Source organism: Kutzneria buriramensis, from assembly GCF_003387475.1.
Taxonomy (GTDB): Bacteria; Actinomycetota; Actinomycetes; order Mycobacteriales; family Pseudonocardiaceae; genus Kutzneria; species Kutzneria buriramensis.
Map to the genome: position 1 here is coordinate 345,143 of NZ_QUNO01000009.1, position 16,807 is coordinate 361,949.

Here is a 16,807-nt window from a genome sequence, read left to right on the forward strand (position 1 = left end):
GACGGCCCAGGGTTTCCTTGCCCTGCGGCAGTATCTCCGGGTGGCGCACGACGACGATCAGCCAACCCCGGTCGACTTCACCAACGCCGCCGAGAACCACGGCGTGCAGGCCAACATCATCCACGGCGACGTGCACATCGGAGTCCCCGAACCGAAAAAGCCGATGGACGGCGTGTGGTCGCTGCTCCGCGCCCAGGTGCAGGCCGCTCAGGAGCTGCCCCGGATGCTGCCCGGCGCCCGCCGCCCCGCGCTCGCCGACGTGTACGTGCGCCAGGACCTGGGCAGCGGCGTCGACACGTCACAGGCCGAGCCGACGCGACCGACGCCGATCCTGGACGGCCACGGCCAACTCGTCGAAGTGCTCGGACCGCCCAAGGTGCGGATCGCCGTGCGGCCGCCGGCCCGCACCGTCCGGGAAGCGTTGGACCTCGCCGACCACCTCGTCGTCACCGGCGGAGCCGGTCAGGGCAAGTCCACGCTGTCGCTGCGACTCGCGGCCGAAGCCGCGGCCCGCTGGCTCGACGGCGCCGCCGATCCCCTGTCGGAACCGGTCTTCCCGCTGCGCCTGACGGCACGGGCCCTCGCCGCCCGGCTGCACATGCCGTTCGCCGACGCGCTCGCCGACAGCGTCCGCGCCGACTACGGGGCCCTCCTGCACAAGCCCGTCTCCGCCGGCGTGCTGTCCGACCGTGTCAACGGCTGTCGGTGGCTGCTGCTGGTCGACGGCCTCGACGAGGTCGCGGACGGCGATGACCGCGACCGGCTCGTGCAGGTTCTCGCCGCCGCGCAGTCCCCGTACCGGGTCGTGCTGACGACCCGTCCGATCGAGGGCGCGGTGCTCGCGCCGTTGCACCGGATCGGCGCGGTCCGGTACGAGCTCCAGTCCTTCGACGACGAGGCGCTGCGCCGCTTCGCGACCAACTGGTTCGCCGCCGAAGGCCCCGAGCTGGCCGACCGCCTCCTGCGCCAGATCCGCGCCGCGCACCTGGAGGACATGGTCCGGGTGCCGCTGCTGGCCACCATCGCCGCGATCGTGTTCCAGCAGCGCATCGACCTTCCCCTGCCGGACAACCAGTACGAGCTCTACGAGGCCTACTTCTCCTTCCTCCGCGCCAGCCGGCCCGCCGACAGTCCCTTCGAGCCGCACCGGGTGCGCCTACTCGAGCGTCTCGGCGTCGAGAGGGCCGAGACCGACTCGTCCCTGGTCACCGCCGCCCGACAGTGGATCCGCGACCACGTCGAACCGTCTGACCTGCCGATCGGCTGGCCCGACCGGCTCACCGAGTTCCTCGTCGCCGCCGGCCCGCTGGTGATCCGCGGCGACGACATGGTGTTCCTGCACCACAGCTTCGCCGAGCACCTCGCCGCCACCGCCGCCGCCCGCGAGCTGCCGGCGGTGTTCGACGCCGATCACGAGAAGTTCGCGCGTCTCCTGCACACCGCCCAGGCCGGCGACCGCGGCCGCCACGCCCGGGCCGTCGCCCTGCACTACACCCGCCTGCACCCCGACCAGGCTGACGCACCGCTGCGATCCCTGCACGTCGGCGGCGCCGACCAGCACCTGCTGATGGCCCGCCTGCTGGCCGGGCGAATGCCGGCCAGCACCGATGTCGTCGACGCTTTCCTTGTCACCGTCCGGGATTGGGCCGCCACTGACAACTACCGCGCCAGTGACATCCTCTACTACGCCTGCCGAGCCACCCAGCATCCCGGCTTGGCCGGCTGGCTCACCGGCGTCCTGCGTGACGAGAGCCTGCCGACATCGGCACGGACCACGTCCGCATCGGCGCTGGCTGAGCGGGTACGCGGCGAGCACGAGGCCGAGGCGCTCCAGTTCCTGCTCAAGCTCGTCGAAAACGAGGACGCCGACATCGACGAGCGCCTCACCGCCGCCGAGGCGCTATCGGAAAGCGGAACCGCCGAACGCGGGGCGGCTGAGCGAGGACTCCGTACCATCCTCGACGACCCGAACGGCACCGGTGACAACTACCGCACCGCCGCCGTGCTGCTGGCCACCTTCGACGGCGATGCCCGCGATTTCGCGGTCGCGGCCCTGACGTGCCGGCTCGACGACCCGGCCGCGGCGCCGACGATCACGGTCGAGGCGGCGAACGGCCTGATCGAGATCGGCGCCGAGTTCCACACCCGGGCGATCGAGGCGTTCCGAGTCGTGCTGCACGACCCGGTGCACAACGAGAACTTTCGCGGGGACGCCGCTCTGGGCATCGCTTCCCTGGGCCCCACCTACGTCGAAGAGGCCGCTAGCGCACTCGCCGCGGTGACCGGTGATCTCCGGCGGACCCGGGTCGACCGGATCTCGGCGGCCAAGGTGCTCGGTCGGTTGGGGCCTCAGTATCGACAGGCCGCCGGCGACATCGTGCTGGCGATGTTCGACGAACCCGACTTCGACGTCAGCGACGAAGGCGACACGGCCGCTGCACTCGCCGACTTCGGGCCGACGTTCCGCGACGAGTCGAAGCGACTGTTGCGGGCGCTGATCGCGAACCCCTCGGCATCCGCGGCGCAGGTGATCACGGCGCTGGGCGCGTTGGGCAAGCACGGGCCCGAGCATCTGTCCGAGGTCGCCCAGGGGTTGTGGGCGATCGTCGACGAAACGTCGCCGAACGCGCCCGAGCACATCACCGCACTCGGGCAGCTCGCCGCCTTGCCGGAACCAGACCGCTCGGCGGCAATCCGGCGGTTGCGCGCACTGCTCGTCGATCCCGCCGCGCCGCCGGAGCGGCGCTGCCAGGCGGCGACCCCGCTGATCGACGCCGGGCCCGAGTTCCACGCCGAGGTCGCCGCCCACATGAGAACCATCGCCGACACCGCCACCGAGCCCAACGCGGCCGCCGAGGCCTGGGACCGGCGGTTGGACGTGGAGCCACACTGCCGCGCGGAAGGATGGGCGACCTTCCTGAGGCTGTTCGGCGAACCAGGCGTCCAAGTGCACGTCTGGTTGGTCCACGCACGGTCGTTCGCGGAATCCGATCGCGATCGCGACGTGCTCGCAGGTGCTCTCATCGGGGTGGCCCAGGCGGAGGATCGGTCCCTCCAGGAGCGACAGATGGCGCTGTTCGCGCTGTTCTTGCTGGGAACCCGGTTCTACCGGCGCGCAATGGCAGAGCTGGGCCCCTTGTTCCGGTCTGTCACGGTCATGGATTTCAATTTCGTCTACCTGGCGCTTCAGGCAAGCCTCACCAGCCTCGCGCTCCGTCGGGATCTCGCCGGCGTCTTGTACGAGCTGCTCGGTGATCCACGCGCCGACATCAGTCGACTGTGTTCGATAGTGCAGGGGCTCGAGCAGATCGGCTTCGCCGACGGACCCGAGGTCATCCAGGCGCTGCACACGATCGTCGACCACGCCGACGACATCGCCGACCGCTTGTTCGCCCAACGCATGCTGCTCGCTATCGACCCGGCGGCCGCGCCGGCGGTCGCGAACGACGTGCTCGCCCAGCATGGTTACGTGCCTGAATACAGCTGGACCGCTACTGTGGACCAGTTGGCCCAGTGTGGCGTCGACCTGGTACCGAGGCTGCGGATCGTGCTCACTAGTCCCGACGTTGACGGCCGTGTCCGCCGCTGGAGCGCGCGTTATCTGCACAAGCGCCACCCGGAGCACCGGGCCGAGGCTCTCGCCGAAGTCCACCGGCAGCTCACGGACAGCCACAGCCGACCCACCGCCTACACGTTGTCCCTCCGGAATCTCACTGCCATCGAGCCGGCCGCGGCCGGGCGTGCCCTCGATGAAATGACCGCCTTGCTGACCGACGAGCGCCTGAAGATCGTCGAACGGTGCAACGTCGCCAAAGACCAGACGCAATTGGACCGCTCGTCGATCCCGTCCGTGCTCGCTCTGCTCCAACGCCTGATCGATAACAGTCTGCTCACGCCGGGCGAGCGCCGGCTGATTGTCGACACCTGCCGTCGAATTGACCCGGAACGTTCCGGCCTGCGCTTCTACTTCCTGGCCGCAGCGGCCGAGGAGTCCACCAACCACGCCCACTATCGGTCGCTGCGCGATGCCCTGCCCCGAGGACTGCGCACGCACGTGGAACGCAATCGCCTCGCCGACCGTACGCAGCGGATCACGCGTCGACTACCCCAATCGGATCGGTGGGGCGCGGTGCCGCTGGTCGACGAGGCAACCGCCGAGATCCGCGAGGTCATGACCGCGCCGGAGTTCAGCCCGACCGCGCGCATCGACGCCGCGCTGGCCTTGGCGCGACTGGACATCCGCACGGTGCCGGAGATGACCGCCTACCTGGAAGACATGCGCCGATCCTCCCTCCCGAACCGTGCGACGACGACGCTGATAAAGCTCCGCACCGCACGAGGTCGAGAGGTGCTGGCCGAGACCGAGCGGGTCGCGCTGGACACGTCGCTGCCGCTGCGTACGCGACGAATCGCCGCCGATACGGTGTTGTCGGCACTCCCCAGGACGCCGCCGTCGTTGGTGACGCTTTTGCGCGAGGTAGCCGACGACGCCACTTCGTCATGGCGGGTACGGAGTGAGGCCCTCTCCAAACTCCCGCCGACCGACGGCGTGACGGCACTGCGCGCCTTGCGTGACAACGAAGCCATGACCTCCGTCGTGCGCCGCCGCGCGTCTGGCTACCTACTCGAGTACCGTCATGACGATCGGGCGGCGAACTTCCGGCTACTTCGCGCGATTGCCGCCGACCCTCGGGAACGGCCCGCGTTGCGCTGGCGCGCGGCGGAGGACCTTGCCGCTCGCGGCCGCGAAGGCCGGGAGGCAGCGGTCGACTCGCTGCGGGAAATGGCCCACGACGAGCAACTGCCGGTCAGCGCTCGGGCGCGAGCGGCGGAAGTGCTGGGGGACGTCTCGCCGAACACGCGACGGGAGGTGCTCGCGGTGCTGCGCTCACTGCTGTCGACGGACAAGCCCTTGCTGAGGTTGAGAGTTCTACTATCCCTTGGCGATATCCGCCCCCAGGAAGCCGCCCTCGAGTTGATGGTCATGGCGAAGGACGGGCGCCACGGGCCGGTGGTGCGGGTGCGGTGCGCGGATGCGGCGGTACGGCTGCGGCCGGAGTCGACGGACGGGGCGGCCGCGGTCGTGCGGACGGTGGCGAACGACGACGGGGTGCCGTGGCACGTGCGGCGGAAGGCGGCGTGCTACCTCGCCCGCTGGAGCGAGGTGTGCCGGGAGGAAGCGCGGCAGCTGATCCGACGATTGGATGACCGACACTGACGGGCCGGCAAGCTGGGCAAAGGGCCCGGCGAGTCCGGTGTGGCGGCGGGAAACTCGGGGCGTAAGCTGCCGCGGCGATGGAACCGTTCGAACCATTCGACTCCGTGCCGCCCGGCGGCGACGGGCATCGTGGGGACCGGCTGCTGGTGTGGGCGTCCACGGCCGGCGCCCTGGCGTGCTCGCTGCTGATCTTCCTGGTGACCAACGTGTCCGAGCCGGACCCGGTGGCGGAACCGGTGCCGTCGCCGACCACGGCCCAGCCGCTGGCGCAGTCGACGACGATCACGACGACGATTGCGACGACGACAACGACCACCACCACGACGGTCCAGACGACGACGCAGGCTCCGCCGCCGGTGACTACTACGACCACGACGCGGCGGACGACCACGACCCTTCGGACGACGCCGCCGCCTCAGACCACGGTCCAGACCACGACGACAACGCCGACGCGGCGGTGTGTCGTGTCGACCTGGCAGTGGGACACGGCCTACGACGGCGGCGCGATGGTGTCCTGGAACGGCTCGCTGTGGGTGGCGAAGTGGTGGAACTACAACGCGATCCCCGGCGCGAACCAGGAAGGGGTCTGGGACCGCGCCCGGTCCTGCTGATCACGGCGCGACAATGGCCGACCGGGCCGTGACCGCGCGACCATCAGACGGTGCGAGCAGCCCGCTCAGCTGCGAACCTAGAACTGGTTCTACCTCCGCCGACAGGAGTGACCATGTCTCAGGTGCAGACCGTCCGCGGCCCCGTCGACAGCGACCAGCTCGGGCCGACCCTGATGCACGAGCACATCTTCGTGCTGACCGCCGACGTGCAGGCCAACTTCCCGAGCGAATGGGGCGACGAGGACGAGCGCGTCGCCGACGCCGTCACGAAGCTGAAAGCGCTGTACGACACGGGAATCCGCACGATCGTCGATCCGACGGTGGTCGGCCTGGGCCGCTGCCTGCCGCGAATCCGACGGGTCGCGAAGCAGGTGCCGCTGAACATCGTGGCGGCGACCGGGATCTACACCTACCACGAGCTTCCCACGTACTTCTGGTACCGCGACCCGGATCCCATGGCGGACATGTTCATCGACGACGTCCGCGCCGGCAACGCCGGCATGCTCAAGTGCGCCATCGACGAGCCGGGCCCCACCCCGGGCGTGGAGCGGGTGATGCGGGCGATCGCCAAGGCGCACCGGGAAACCGGCGTGCCGATCACCGTGCACACGCATCCCGGCACGAAGACCGGCTGGCACGTCAAGCGGATCATGTGCGACGAGGAGGGCGTCGATCCGGCGCGAATCGTGTTGGGGCACAGCGGGGACACCACCGACGCCGATCACCTGAGCCAGCTCGCGGACGCCGGTTTCGTGCTGGGTATGGACCGTTTCGGCCTGAACCTGGGCACCACGTTCGAGGCCCGCGCGCAGACGCTGGTGGAGATGGTCCGGCGCGGCTACGCGGAGCGGATGGTGCTGTCACATGACGCTTGCTGCTACATCGACTGGATCCAGCCGGCGGCGCGGGCGGCGGCGCTGCCGCAGTGGCACTACACGCACCTGCACGACGAGGTGATCCCGTGGGTGCTGGCCCACGGGATCACACAGCGGCAGATCGACACGATGCTGGTCGACGTCCCCCGCCGGTTCTTCGAGACTTAGAGCGCGGCGTCCAGCAGCGCGCCGGCCGCAGTTTTGGCAAAGGGAGTGCTGCCCGGGCCGCGGTCGCTACGGGTGGCCATGCCGTTGCCGTCGAAGATCATGTGCAGTTGGGTCGCCAGTGCGGCCGGGTCGGCGGCGCCGGCCCGCACGGCCAGGTCGGTGAACAGCTCCCGCACCCAAGCCCGGTACTCCTTGGTGGCCAGGTCGATCCGGTCGCCGGGGTGGGCCTCGGCGTTGGCCCGGTGGAAGGCGCAGCCCTGGTAGCCGGCCTCGGCGTACATCGCGGTCTGCCCGTCGAACACGGCCAGCACCTTCTCCCGCGGCGTGCCGGCGGCGTCCACCGCGGCCATCACGTGCCGCGCCACCAGGTCCTGCCGGCCCTTGAGGTACGCCCGGATCAGCTCGTCCTTGCTGCCGAACGTGTTGTACAGCGAGGCCTTCGCGACGCCGGCGTGCTCGATCACGCGGTCGATGCCGACCGAGCGCACGCCCTCGTTGTAGAACAGCTCGTCGGCAGCGGCCAGCAGACGCTCACGCGCGGACAGCTTGCCCGTGGTCGTCGCCATTGACATCCACTCCTTCGCACCAGACAGGTCTGTTCAGTTTACCGCGGCGGGGTTGCGGCGCGCCCGGACCAGGGCGGCCAGCGCCAGCAGCGACAGCACCATGACGGCCACACCGTAGACCTGGGCCGCGCCGACGAGGCCGAGGCCGTGCACGGCCAGGAAACCGGCCGCCACCGCGGGAACGCCCAGCCCCACGTACGACACCACGTACAGCAGCGACAGCACGCCGGCCCGCTGGTGCGGCGCGACCTGCGGCACGACGATCCGGATGCCGCCCTGGAAGCCGCCGCCGAAGCCCGCGCCGGCGATCACCGTGCCGACGAAGAACAGCACGACCGAACCGGCGCCGAGGGCGACCAGCGTGACCGCAACCCCGACGAACAGGGCGCTCACGCCGGTCAGCATCACCGCGAACGGCGTCATCTTCTGCAACGTGATCACCAGGGCGGTGGAGACGCCGGCGAAGGCGAACATCAGCACCCCGGCGAGCACGGTGTTGTTGTGGCCCAACAGCTTGCCCAGCAGGGCCGGGCTGAGCGCGCCGTAGAGGCCGGCAAGCGACCACGCCGCCAACAGCACCGGGGCCGCAGCAAGCATGTGCGCACGGACGTTGCGCGGCAGGCTGATCTCCGGCTTGAGGCTGGCCAGCGCGCCGGGGGCGCGCGTCACCGTCTCCGGCATGAAGACGACTCCCAGCGCCTGCAACAGGAACACCGCCAGCAGCACGTAGTAGACAAGTTGGGTGGGCGCCGGCAGGAACGTCACCAGCAGCGCCGAGAGCAGCGCGCCGGTTCCGGTGCCGATGCCGGGCGTGAGGGCGTTGGTCAGCTGGCCGCGCTTGGCGTCGATGTCGAGCATGGCCGCGCCGATCGCCCCGATCGCGGCGCCGGTCGCCACGCCCTGGATCGCCCGGGCGACCAGCAGCGCCGGCACGCCGCCGGCCGTCGCCAGGATGATCATCGTGCCCGCCTGGACCAGCAGCGACACCACCAGCACCGGCTTGCGGCCGACGTGGTCGGACAGCTTGCCCAGGGTCAGCAGCGACACCAGGACGGACACGGCGTAGATGCCGAAGATGATCGTCGTGGTGATCGGCGAGAAGCCCCATTCCGCCTGGTAGATGGCGTAGATGGGGGTCGGTGCGCTGGACGCCGACAGCAGCGACACCACCAGCGAGGCGAGCAGCAGCAGCGCCGCCGTGCCGGGCCGCCGTCTGGTCCCCGACCGCGCGACCTCGGCGACGCGGTGCTGGCCGACGGTCCGGGTGATGGCCTGGGTCATGACGCACACTCCGAAGCTGAGTAGACAGGTCTGTTCAATCCCTGGTCGAGACTAGACAGACCTGTTCACTCGGTCAAGTGGGCTGCCTCTCAGTCCAGCAAGTCGCGCAGGCGCATGCGGAGCACGTCGTTGAGCTCCACCGGTTCCAGTACGCGAAGGGGCGTGCCGAGGCGGATCAGGCGGACCGCCAACTCGTCGAGGTCGACGCCGCCGAGCGTGATCACGGTGGCATCGGCGCCGTCGGGCTCGTGCAGGCCGGCCCCGGGCGGCACCAGCCGGCGGGCCTCGTCCAGGCCGGCGGGGATACGCACCCGGGCGTACACCGGGTAGTCGCTGATCAGCATCTCCGACACGAGACGGCCGGCGTCCGGCGGATCGGTGATCACGGCGGGGCGGCCGGTGCGATGGGCCTCGACGACACGGTCGGCGCGGAAGATCCGCCAGTCCGACCTCGACATGTCGAAAGCGACCAGGTACCAACGGTTTCGGGTGCGCACGAGCCGGTACGGCGACACCTCGCGCACGGACTCCCGGCCGAGGCGGTCCCGATAGGACAGTCGGAGGTTGTCCCCCGCCCGGCACGCGCCGGCCAGGGAAAGCAGCACGGTGGCGGAAACGGGCTCCAAAGCCACGCGAGGGGTGTGCACGACGGCGTCGGTGAAACCCTCCAGCCGCGCGGCGATCCGGTTGGGCAGCAGGCGTTGCAGCTTGGCCAGGGCGGTGAGCGCGGCCTGGTCGCCGCCGAGCACGCCGGTGAGGGCGGCCTCCCGCAGCGCGACGACCACCGCGAGGGTCTCCTCGTCGTCCAGCGGCAGCGGCGGCACCGCGCTGCCTTGGCCCAGCCGGTATCCGCCCCACGGCCCCGGATCGGAGTCGATGCCGTAGCCGAGCTCCCGCAGCTTGGCGACGTCCCGCCGCACGGTCCGCTCGGTCACGCTCAGGTGCTCGGCCAGCTCGCGGTTCGTCCACGACGGGCGGCTGGCCAGCACGGACACCAGCCGCATCAGCCGCGCCGACGGAGAGGTCACGTCGACGAGCGTAACCGCGACCAGGACAGGATCCGTCTTGGTCGCAGCCGCGGCTGCCCCAGCAGCAGCCCGACCAGCACCAACGCGATGCCGAGCAGCTGGCGCACGGTCAGGCTGTCGCCGGCGGCGAGGGTGCCGAGCAGCACGCCGGTGACGGGATTGAGCAGGCCGAGGAGCCCGACGGTGCCGGCGGGCAGGTGCTTGAGGCCGGCGAACCAGGCGGCGAAGGCGACCGCGGTGGCGACGACGGTGACGTAAGCGAAGGCAATAAGACCTTCCGAACCCAGCGCCGGCGGCGGCCCCTCGACCAGCAGCGCCGGCGGCACGAGCAGCAGCCCGCCGAACGTGAGCTGCCAGGACGTGGACGCCAGCACGTCGACCTCGCCGGCCCACCGCTTGGCCAGGATGTACCCGACCGAGGACAGCAGCATCGCCCCGACGGACGCGAACACGCCGAGGAAGTCGATCCGCGCGGCCGCGGTGAGCAGCATCAGGCACGCCCCGCCGATGCCGATCGCCGCTCCGGCAAGGGCACCGGCACCTGGGCGTTCGGCCGTCAGCAGCCACGCCAGCAGCATCAGCACGACCGGCGAGGTGGCCATGATCATCGCCGCCAGGCTGGTCGGCAGCAGCTGCGCGGAGACGTAGATCAGGGTGAAGAAGACGCTGGTGTTCAACGCCCCGAGCAGCAGCGACTTCCACCACCACGACCCGTGCGGCCGCCGGCGGCGCACCGCGAGCAGCAGCAAGCCGGCGGGTAAGGCCCGCAGCACCCCGCCCCACAGCGGGAAGCCGGCGGGCAGGTGCTCGTGGGTGACGAAGTAGTTGGTGCCCCACGCGATCGGCGCGACCGCCGTGACCAGGCTCCACCGCAAATTACCTTCCATGGAAGCTAACGATAGCTTCCATGGAAGGTATCCTCCAACCATGGACCACGTGGCACGGATCCAGGCGGAATGGCGGCGCGAGCGCCCGGACGTCGACGTCGGCCCGCAGGGCGTGATCGGCCGCCTGCACCGGGTCGGTGTGCTGCTGACCGACCAGCTCAACGCCGTCTACCGGCGGTTCGGCCTCAGTGAGGGCGAGTTCGACGTGCTGGCCACGCTCCGCCGCGTCGGCGACCCCTACGAACGCGCCCCCGGCGAGCTGGCCGCCTTCACCATGGTCACGACGGGAGCGATGACCAAGCGCCTGGACCGGCTGGAGAACGCCGGCCTGGTCACCCGCCGCCCCAGCACCATCGACGGCCGCGGCCGGGTGGTGGCGCTGACGCCGGCCGGGCGGGAGCTCATCGACCAGGCCTTCACCGCCCACATGCACAACGAGCGGCGGCTGCTCGAGGCCCTGTCCGCCGACGAGGCCGGCCGGCTGGAGGAGGTGCTGACGATCTGGCTGAACCGGCTCGAAGGCTAGGCCGGCTCCAGGCAGGGCACGCGGGTCGCCACGAAGACCGGCCGCCGGTGCACGCGGAAGCCCAACGACTCGTACAGGCCGACCGCCGGGTTGGTGGCGGTGGCGTGCAGGAACGGGGTGTCGCCGCGCTCCCTGATCACAGCGGCGACCGCCCGCACCAGCCGGCCGCCCAGGCCCTGCCCGCGAAACGCCGGATCGGTGCACACGGCGCTGATCTCGGTCCACCCCGGCGGCCGCATCCGCTCCCCCGCCATCGCGGCCAGCTTGCCGTCCCGGCGAATGCCCAGGTACGTGCCCAGCTCGATGGTCCGCTCCCGGAACGGGCCGGGCTCCGTGCGTTTCACCAGGTCGAGCATCTCCGGCACGTCGTCCGGGCCCAACCGGACGGCCTCGTCGTCGGGCGCGGCGACGACGCCGTCGTCGATCATCTGGACGGCCTGAAACTCCGCCAGGACCTCCCAGTCGGCCGGCGGTGCGACCGTGCCGGCGGTGACGACGACCTCGGCGCCGGGCCCGGCGAACTCCGCCAGGTCCCGCCAGGTGGTCTCGTCGGGCCGGTCCGGCAGCGCGAGGAACGGCCCGATCTCGGCCGGGTACCGCAGCACCTGTCCATGCCGCTCGGCGAACCGGGCGTGCGGTCCCGTCAGCGCGGACAGGACGGGGTTGTCGAGCACCGAGAAGTCAGTCAATGCACCGGCCTTTGCTGTGAGATCCACGGCAATCGTGCGCCGCGACCGGCGACCGCTGCCACCCGGTCCCACGATCCGGACTATCGGCGCTCCCGGTTGCGAGCCAGCACCCGCTGCACGACCACGACCGCCAGCAGGAAGCCGCCGCTGACCACCGCCTGGTAGTTGCTGTCGAGGGTGCCGATCTGGTTGATGATGTTCTGGATCACGTCCCGCAGCAGCACGCCGACCACGGTCCCGAGCACGCTGCCGGCGCCGCCGGTCAGCAGCGTGCCGCCGATCACCACCACGGAGATGGCGTCCAGCTCGGTGCCGACGCCGATCACCGTGACGCCCGATTCCAGGTACGCCGCGGTGAGCGCCCCGGCGAAGCCGGCCAGCACGCCGCTCATCGTGTAGACGGCCATCTTGGTGCGCGCCACCGGCAACCCCATCAGCAGCGCCGAGTTCTCCGCGCCGCCGGTGGCGAACACCGTGTCGCCGAAGGCGGTGCGCCGCAGCACGATGCCGCCGACGACGAACAGGATCGCGGCGATGTAGACGGGATAGCCGATGCCCAGGAACGTGCCGCGACCGAGCGTGAGGAACGCCGAATCCGCCGCGATCTTGTACGTCGTCGAGCCCTCGTGGGAAATCGCCAGCAGCAGGCCGCGGGCGAACAGCAGCGTCGCCAGCGTGACGATGAACGGCGCCATGCCGGTCTTGGCCACCAGGAACCCGTTGATCAACCCGATCAGTCCACAGGCGACCAGCGGCAGCAGCAACGCGCCGAAGAAGCCCCACTGCGAGCCGTAAGCCGCCAGCACGCCGCCCAGCGCGTACACGGATCCGACGGACAGGTCGATGCCGCCGGTGATGATCACGAACGTCATGCCGAGCGCGATCACCGCCAGGAACGAGCTCTGCAAGGCGAGGTCGCGCAGGTTGTCCACAGTACCGAAGTTCGGGAACGTCAGCCAGGACACCGCGACCACGAGCACCAACACCACGGCCGCACCCTGGCGTTGCAGCACCGTGGCGAACAGCTGCTTCGACGCCACGGAACGAGTCCGGGTTGGACGGTCCACAGTAATCATCCGATGCTCCACCTTCGCGAGGCCCCGCCGCTGCCTGGAACGGTTGCTGGATTTCGATCGCCCGCCACCCGAAGCACCCATCCGAAAGCTTGATGCGGACGATCGGAATCCAGCAAGCGAAGGCAGCGGGCCCGAGGGGCCTCGCCCCGCGCGGAACGCGCGGCAAAGGCGCGACGCCGTGTCACCGCCTGCTCCGCTCGCGTGCCGCGTAGACCGCCGCGACGATGATCGCCGCCTGGACCATCTGCGCGGTCGAGTCCGGCAGGTTGTGCTTGATCAGGGTGGCCCGCACGAGCTGCATCAGCAGCGCGCCCATCACGGTGCCGAGCACGCGGATCCGCCCGCCGGTCAACGGAGTTCCGCCGACGACCACGGCGGTGATCGCGGAAAGCTCCATCAGCAGGCCGACATTGGCGGGGTCGCTCGCGCTCAGCCGCGACGTCGCCAGCACGCCGGCTATCGCCGCCAGCACACCACATATCGCATACACGCCGACGAGCACCCGCCGCACAGGCAGGCCGGCGAGCCGGCTCGCGGCGCGGTTGCCGCCGATGGCCACGATCCGGCGGCCGAAAGTCGTGCGCTGCACGAGAAGTCCCGCCGCAACGGCCAGCACCGCGGCGACCACCACGCTGATCGGGATCCCCAGCAGGTCGCCGCTGCCCAGTGACAGGAAGGTCGGGTTGTAGAGCTGCACCAGCTGCCCGTGCGCGATGACCAGCGCCAAGCCGCGGCCGCCGACCAGCAACGCCAGCGTGGCGACGATCGGTTGGATTCCCAGGTAGGCCACCAGGAATCCGTTGAACACGCCACACGCCAGCCCGGCGACGACGGCGACGATCACTGCCGTCAGGGCGTTGTAGCCGAGGTAGAGCGGCACCAGCGCGGCCGACAACGCCATCACCGCGCCGACCGACAGGTCCACGCCCTCGGTGCCGATCACCAGCGCCATGCCCAGCGCGACGATGCACACCGGCGCGGCCTCGACGAGCTGGGTGCGGAAGTTGGCCACCGACAGGAAGTTCGCCGTGAAGGCCACGTTGAACACCAGCAGCACGGCCACCGCGAGATACACGCCGTAGTCCTGCAGCCAACCCGCCACCCGCGTCCGGTCGACGGTCGGCCGAGCCGTCGTCACCGCCATCAACGGCTCCCTTCGGCGGCGATCGCCGCCAGCACGTTGTCCTCGGTCACCTGATCGCCGGCCAGTTCGCCGATGGCGACGCCGTCCCGCAGCACCACCAGCCGGTCCGCGCCGTCGATCAGCTCTTCCATGTCCGACGACACCAGCAGCACCGCGAGCCCCTCCGCGGCGAGTTCGTCGATCAGGGCCTGCACCTCCGCCTTCGCGCCGACGTCGATGCCGCGCGTCGGCTCGTCCAGCAGCAACAGTTTCGGCTGTGTGCAGAGCCATCGGGCCAGCAGCACCTTCTGCTGGTTGCCGCCGGACAGCTCGGCGACCTTCTGGTCCGGGCTGGACGCCTTGATGCGCAGGCGTTCCATGAAGGTCCGCACGATCCGGTCCTGCTTGGCCCGGCTGACCAGCCCGAACCGGGACAACCGGGGCAGCGCGGCCAGCACGATGTTCTCCCGCACGGACAGGTTCGGGATGATGCCGTCGGATTTGCGGTCCTCGGCCAGCATGCTGATGCCGGCGCGCATCGCCGCCGGCACGCTCCCGGACGGCACCACCGTGCCGGCGACGGTGATCGTCCCGCCGTCCAGCGGCAGGTCGCCCAGGATCGCCCGCACGGTCTCGGTGCGGCCGGAGCCGAGCAGTCCGGCGAGTCCCACCACCTCGCCGGGCCGGACGTCCAGGCTCACCCCGGCGAGCCGACGTCCGCTGACGAGGTTCTCCGCGCGCAGCAAGGGTTCCTTGGAGGCGTGATGCTCCGCGCCGAAGCCGGTCGCGCCGTGCGCGCGGATGTCCCCGACCTCCCGACCCAGCATCATCGACACCAGCTCGATGCGGGGCAGGTCGGCCAGCGGGCCGGTGTGCACCAGGCGGCCGTCGCGCAGCACGGTCACGCGGTCGCAGATCCGGTACAGCTCGTCCATCCGGTGGCTGACGTAGACGATGGCGATCCCCTTGCGGTGCAAGGTCTCGATCACCCCGAACAGCGTCTCCACCTCGCGCGGCTCCAGCGAGGACGTGGGCTCGTCCATGATCACCACGTCCGCGTCGGCGGACACCGCGCGGGCCAGCGCCACCATCTGCTGCGCGCCGACGGCCAGCTCGCCCAGCGGCCGCCGGACGTCCTCCTCGATGCCGTACTCGGCGAGCACCTCCGCCGCCATGGCGTTCATGCGGTTGGTGTCGACCAGGCCGAGCCGGTTGCGCGGCTGCCGCCCGAGGAACACGTTGGCCGCCACGCTCATCAGCGGGACGAGGTTGACCTCCTGGTAGATGGTGGAGATGCCGGCCTGCTGCGCCTGCACCGGCCGGTGGAACACCACCGGCTTGCCGCGATGGGTGAGCGCGCCCTCGTCCGGCTGGTACACGCCGGTCAGCACCTTGATCAGCGTGGACTTGCCGGCGCCGTTCTCGCCGACCAACGCGTGCACCTCGCCGGCGTGCAGGGAGAAGGTGACGAAGTCGAGGGCCTTGACGCCGGCGAAGTGCAAGCTGGCGCCGAAGGCCTCGAGCACGACGGCGTCAGTACGCATCCGCGACCTTCTGCGCCGCGTTGGTCTCGTCGTACTGGCTGTCGGAGATCACCACGTTCTGCGCCACCGGCTTGCCGCCCTCGAAGTCGGTCAGCACCTGGAAGGCCAGCGGCCCGAAGCGCGGGTTGGACTCGATCACGGCGTTGTAGCCGCCGTTGGCGATCAGCTGCACGGCGTTGCGCGTGCCGTCCACCGAGACGATCTTGACGTCCTTGCCGGGCTGCTTGCCGGCGGCCTTGAGCGCGTTGGCCGCGCCGATGCCCATCTCGTCGTTCTCGGCGTAGACGGCGGTGATGTCCGGGTTGCTCTGGATCAGCTGCTCCATCACGGTCTGGCCCTTGGACCGGTCGAAGTCGCCGGTCTGCTCGGCGACCACCGACAGCCCCTTGGCCGAGGCGATGCCGTCCTTGAAGCCCTGCGTGCGGTCGGTCGTGACGTTGTTGCCGGAGGAACCGAGCAGGATCGCGACCTTGCCGGTGCCGCCGGTCACCCGCACCATCTCCGCGGCGGCCCGCTGGCCCTGCTGCACGAAGTTGGAGCCGATGAAGGTCAGGTAGTCGGTGCACGGGGTCGAGGTGACCTTGCGGTCGATGGTCACCACCGGCACCTTCTTGGCCTTGGCCGCGTCGAACGCCGGCTGGAGGCCGTCGGAGTTGAGCGGGGCCACGATCAGCAGCTGCGCGCCCCGGTCCAGCAGCGACTTGATGTCGCTGATCTGCTTGTTCAGGTCGCTCTGGGCGTTGGTGGTGAGCAGGTGGTCGCTCGCGATGCCCAGCTTGGCCGCCTGGTCCTTGATGGACTGGGTCTCGGCGATGCGGAACGGGTTGTCCTCCTTCTCCGACTGGGAGAAGCCGATCACCGCCGACCTGGGGTCGATCTTGGGGTAGCCGGCCTGGTCGATCGAGCAGGTCGGGCCCGCGGCCTGGGACGCGGCGGCCGAGGCGGCCGGCCCGCCGCCGGCGGGCGCGGAGTTCTGCGACTCGGAGCGTGCGCAGCCGGTCAGGGCGAGCGACACGGCGGCGGTGGTGGACACGGCCAACACGGCCGTACGGCGGGCGGTCGAAGCCATGGAACGCTCCTGGGTTCGCGGGACGTCGTTACCGGGTCCTGGCGGTGATCCGGGTCACGCTCTCTCGACCGCCGGATTTTTACATCGTTGGCACAACGATGTAAACAGGTCTCGGCGAAGTGGCGCGTGGCTCGCCCGAACGGCCC

The 16,807-nt window shown here is 70.4% G+C and carries 13 protein-coding genes; 4 read left to right on the plus strand and 9 right to left on the minus strand.

The genetic code is table 11. The annotated features are described in order from the left end of the window. Positions 1-40: 40 nt before the first annotated feature. From BCF44_RS27280 to BCF44_RS27290, 3 genes are all read left to right on the plus strand, one after another. A complete protein-coding gene (locus BCF44_RS27280) occupies positions 41-5,218 on the plus strand; it encodes an NACHT domain-containing protein (protein WP_116177231.1) in 5,178 nt (1,725 codons plus the stop codon). 77 nt (positions 5,219-5,295) lie between these two features. Beyond that, positions 5,296-5,829, plus strand: coding sequence for a hypothetical protein (locus tag BCF44_RS56825; protein ID WP_116177232.1), 534 nt, complete (start codon positions 5,296-5,298; stop codon positions 5,827-5,829). A 113-nt stretch (positions 5,830-5,942) separates the two neighbouring features. Next, a complete protein-coding gene (locus tag BCF44_RS27290) occupies positions 5,943-6,872 on the plus strand; it encodes a phosphotriesterase family protein (protein WP_116177337.1) in 930 nt (309 codons plus the stop codon). Here the strand turns inward: BCF44_RS27290 and BCF44_RS27295 are convergent. From BCF44_RS27295 to BCF44_RS27310, 4 genes are all read right to left on the minus strand, one after another. Further along, positions 6,869-7,438: a TetR/AcrR family transcriptional regulator gene (locus BCF44_RS27295; protein WP_211353250.1), complete on the minus strand. Its 570-nt coding sequence runs from the start codon at positions 7,436-7,438 to the stop codon at positions 6,869-6,871. The two genes, BCF44_RS27290 and BCF44_RS27295, sit on opposite strands and share 4 nt — an antisense overlap. Positions 7,439-7,471: 33 nt before the next feature. Then, on the minus strand, positions 7,472-8,719 hold the full coding sequence (locus BCF44_RS27300) for an MFS transporter (protein WP_116177233.1): 1,248 nt from the start codon (positions 8,717-8,719) through the stop codon (positions 7,472-7,474). A gap of 89 nt (positions 8,720-8,808) precedes the next feature. Then, on the minus strand, positions 8,809-9,747 hold the full coding sequence (locus BCF44_RS27305) for a helix-turn-helix transcriptional regulator (protein ID WP_116177234.1): 939 nt from the start codon (positions 9,745-9,747) through the stop codon (positions 8,809-8,811). Then, positions 9,744-10,634, minus strand: a complete 891-nt coding sequence (locus tag BCF44_RS27310) for a DMT family transporter (RefSeq protein ID WP_116177235.1) — start codon at positions 10,632-10,634, stop codon at positions 9,744-9,746. The genes BCF44_RS27305 and BCF44_RS27310 overlap by 4 nt, the downstream gene beginning before the upstream one ends. A 40-nt stretch (positions 10,635-10,674) precedes the next feature. Between BCF44_RS27310 and BCF44_RS27315 the strand changes: the two genes are divergently transcribed. Then, on the plus strand, positions 10,675-11,160 hold the full coding sequence (locus BCF44_RS27315; RefSeq protein WP_116177236.1) for a MarR family winged helix-turn-helix transcriptional regulator: 486 nt from the start codon (positions 10,675-10,677) through the stop codon (positions 11,158-11,160). Here the strand turns inward: BCF44_RS27315 and BCF44_RS27320 are convergent. The 5 genes from BCF44_RS27320 to BCF44_RS27340 form a co-directional block, all read right to left on the minus strand. After that, positions 11,157-11,849 (minus strand): GNAT family N-acetyltransferase, encoded by a 693-nt coding sequence (locus BCF44_RS27320; RefSeq protein WP_116177237.1) that lies wholly within the window; start codon positions 11,847-11,849, stop codon positions 11,157-11,159. The genes BCF44_RS27315 and BCF44_RS27320 overlap by 4 nt on opposite strands. 80 nt (positions 11,850-11,929) lie before the next feature. Beyond that, entirely contained in the window at positions 11,930-12,889 is a 960-nt protein-coding gene (locus BCF44_RS27325; protein WP_246015593.1) for an ABC transporter permease, read from the minus strand. 217 nt (positions 12,890-13,106) lie between these two features. Beyond that, the gene (locus BCF44_RS27330) at positions 13,107-14,069 is read right to left on the minus strand and encodes an ABC transporter permease (RefSeq protein WP_170217776.1); all 963 of its coding nucleotides are present in this window, start codon (positions 14,067-14,069) and stop codon (positions 13,107-13,109) included. Further along, positions 14,069-15,592: a sugar ABC transporter ATP-binding protein gene (locus tag BCF44_RS27335; protein ID WP_116177239.1), complete on the minus strand. Its 1,524-nt coding sequence runs from the start codon at positions 15,590-15,592 to the stop codon at positions 14,069-14,071. The genes BCF44_RS27330 and BCF44_RS27335 overlap by 1 nt, the downstream gene beginning before the upstream one ends. Next, positions 15,582-16,661, minus strand: coding sequence for an ABC transporter substrate-binding protein (locus BCF44_RS27340; RefSeq protein ID WP_116177240.1), 1,080 nt, complete (start codon positions 16,659-16,661; stop codon positions 15,582-15,584). Before BCF44_RS27340 ends, BCF44_RS27335 begins: the two co-directional genes overlap by 11 nt. Positions 16,662-16,807: the final 146 nt, after the last annotated feature.

Excerpts from the sequence above, each read along its gene's own strand:
- BCF44_RS27340 (WP_116177240.1), bottom strand. The coding sequence starts at position 16,661 with ATGGCTTCGACCGCCCGCCGTACGGCCGTGTTGGCCGTGTCCACCACC.
- BCF44_RS27290 (WP_116177337.1), top strand. The coding sequence starts at position 5,943 with ATGTCTCAGGTGCAGACCGTCCGCGGCCCCGTCGACAGCGACCAGCTC.
- BCF44_RS27330 (WP_170217776.1), bottom strand. The coding sequence starts at position 14,069 with ATGGCGGTGACGACGGCTCGGCCGACCGTCGACCGGACGCGGGTGGCG.
- BCF44_RS27315 (WP_116177236.1), top strand. The coding sequence starts at position 10,675 with ATGGACCACGTGGCACGGATCCAGGCGGAATGGCGGCGCGAGCGCCCG.
- BCF44_RS27310 (WP_116177235.1), bottom strand. The coding sequence starts at position 10,634 with ATGGAAGGTAATTTGCGGTGGAGCCTGGTCACGGCGGTCGCGCCGATC.
- BCF44_RS56825 (WP_116177232.1), top strand. The coding sequence starts at position 5,296 with ATGGAACCGTTCGAACCATTCGACTCCGTGCCGCCCGGCGGCGACGGG.
- BCF44_RS27295 (WP_211353250.1), bottom strand. The coding sequence starts at position 7,438 with ATGGCGACGACCACGGGCAAGCTGTCCGCGCGTGAGCGTCTGCTGGCC.
- BCF44_RS27300 (WP_116177233.1), bottom strand. The coding sequence starts at position 8,719 with ATGACCCAGGCCATCACCCGGACCGTCGGCCAGCACCGCGTCGCCGAG.
- BCF44_RS27335 (WP_116177239.1), bottom strand. The coding sequence starts at position 15,592 with ATGCGTACTGACGCCGTCGTGCTCGAGGCCTTCGGCGCCAGCTTGCAC.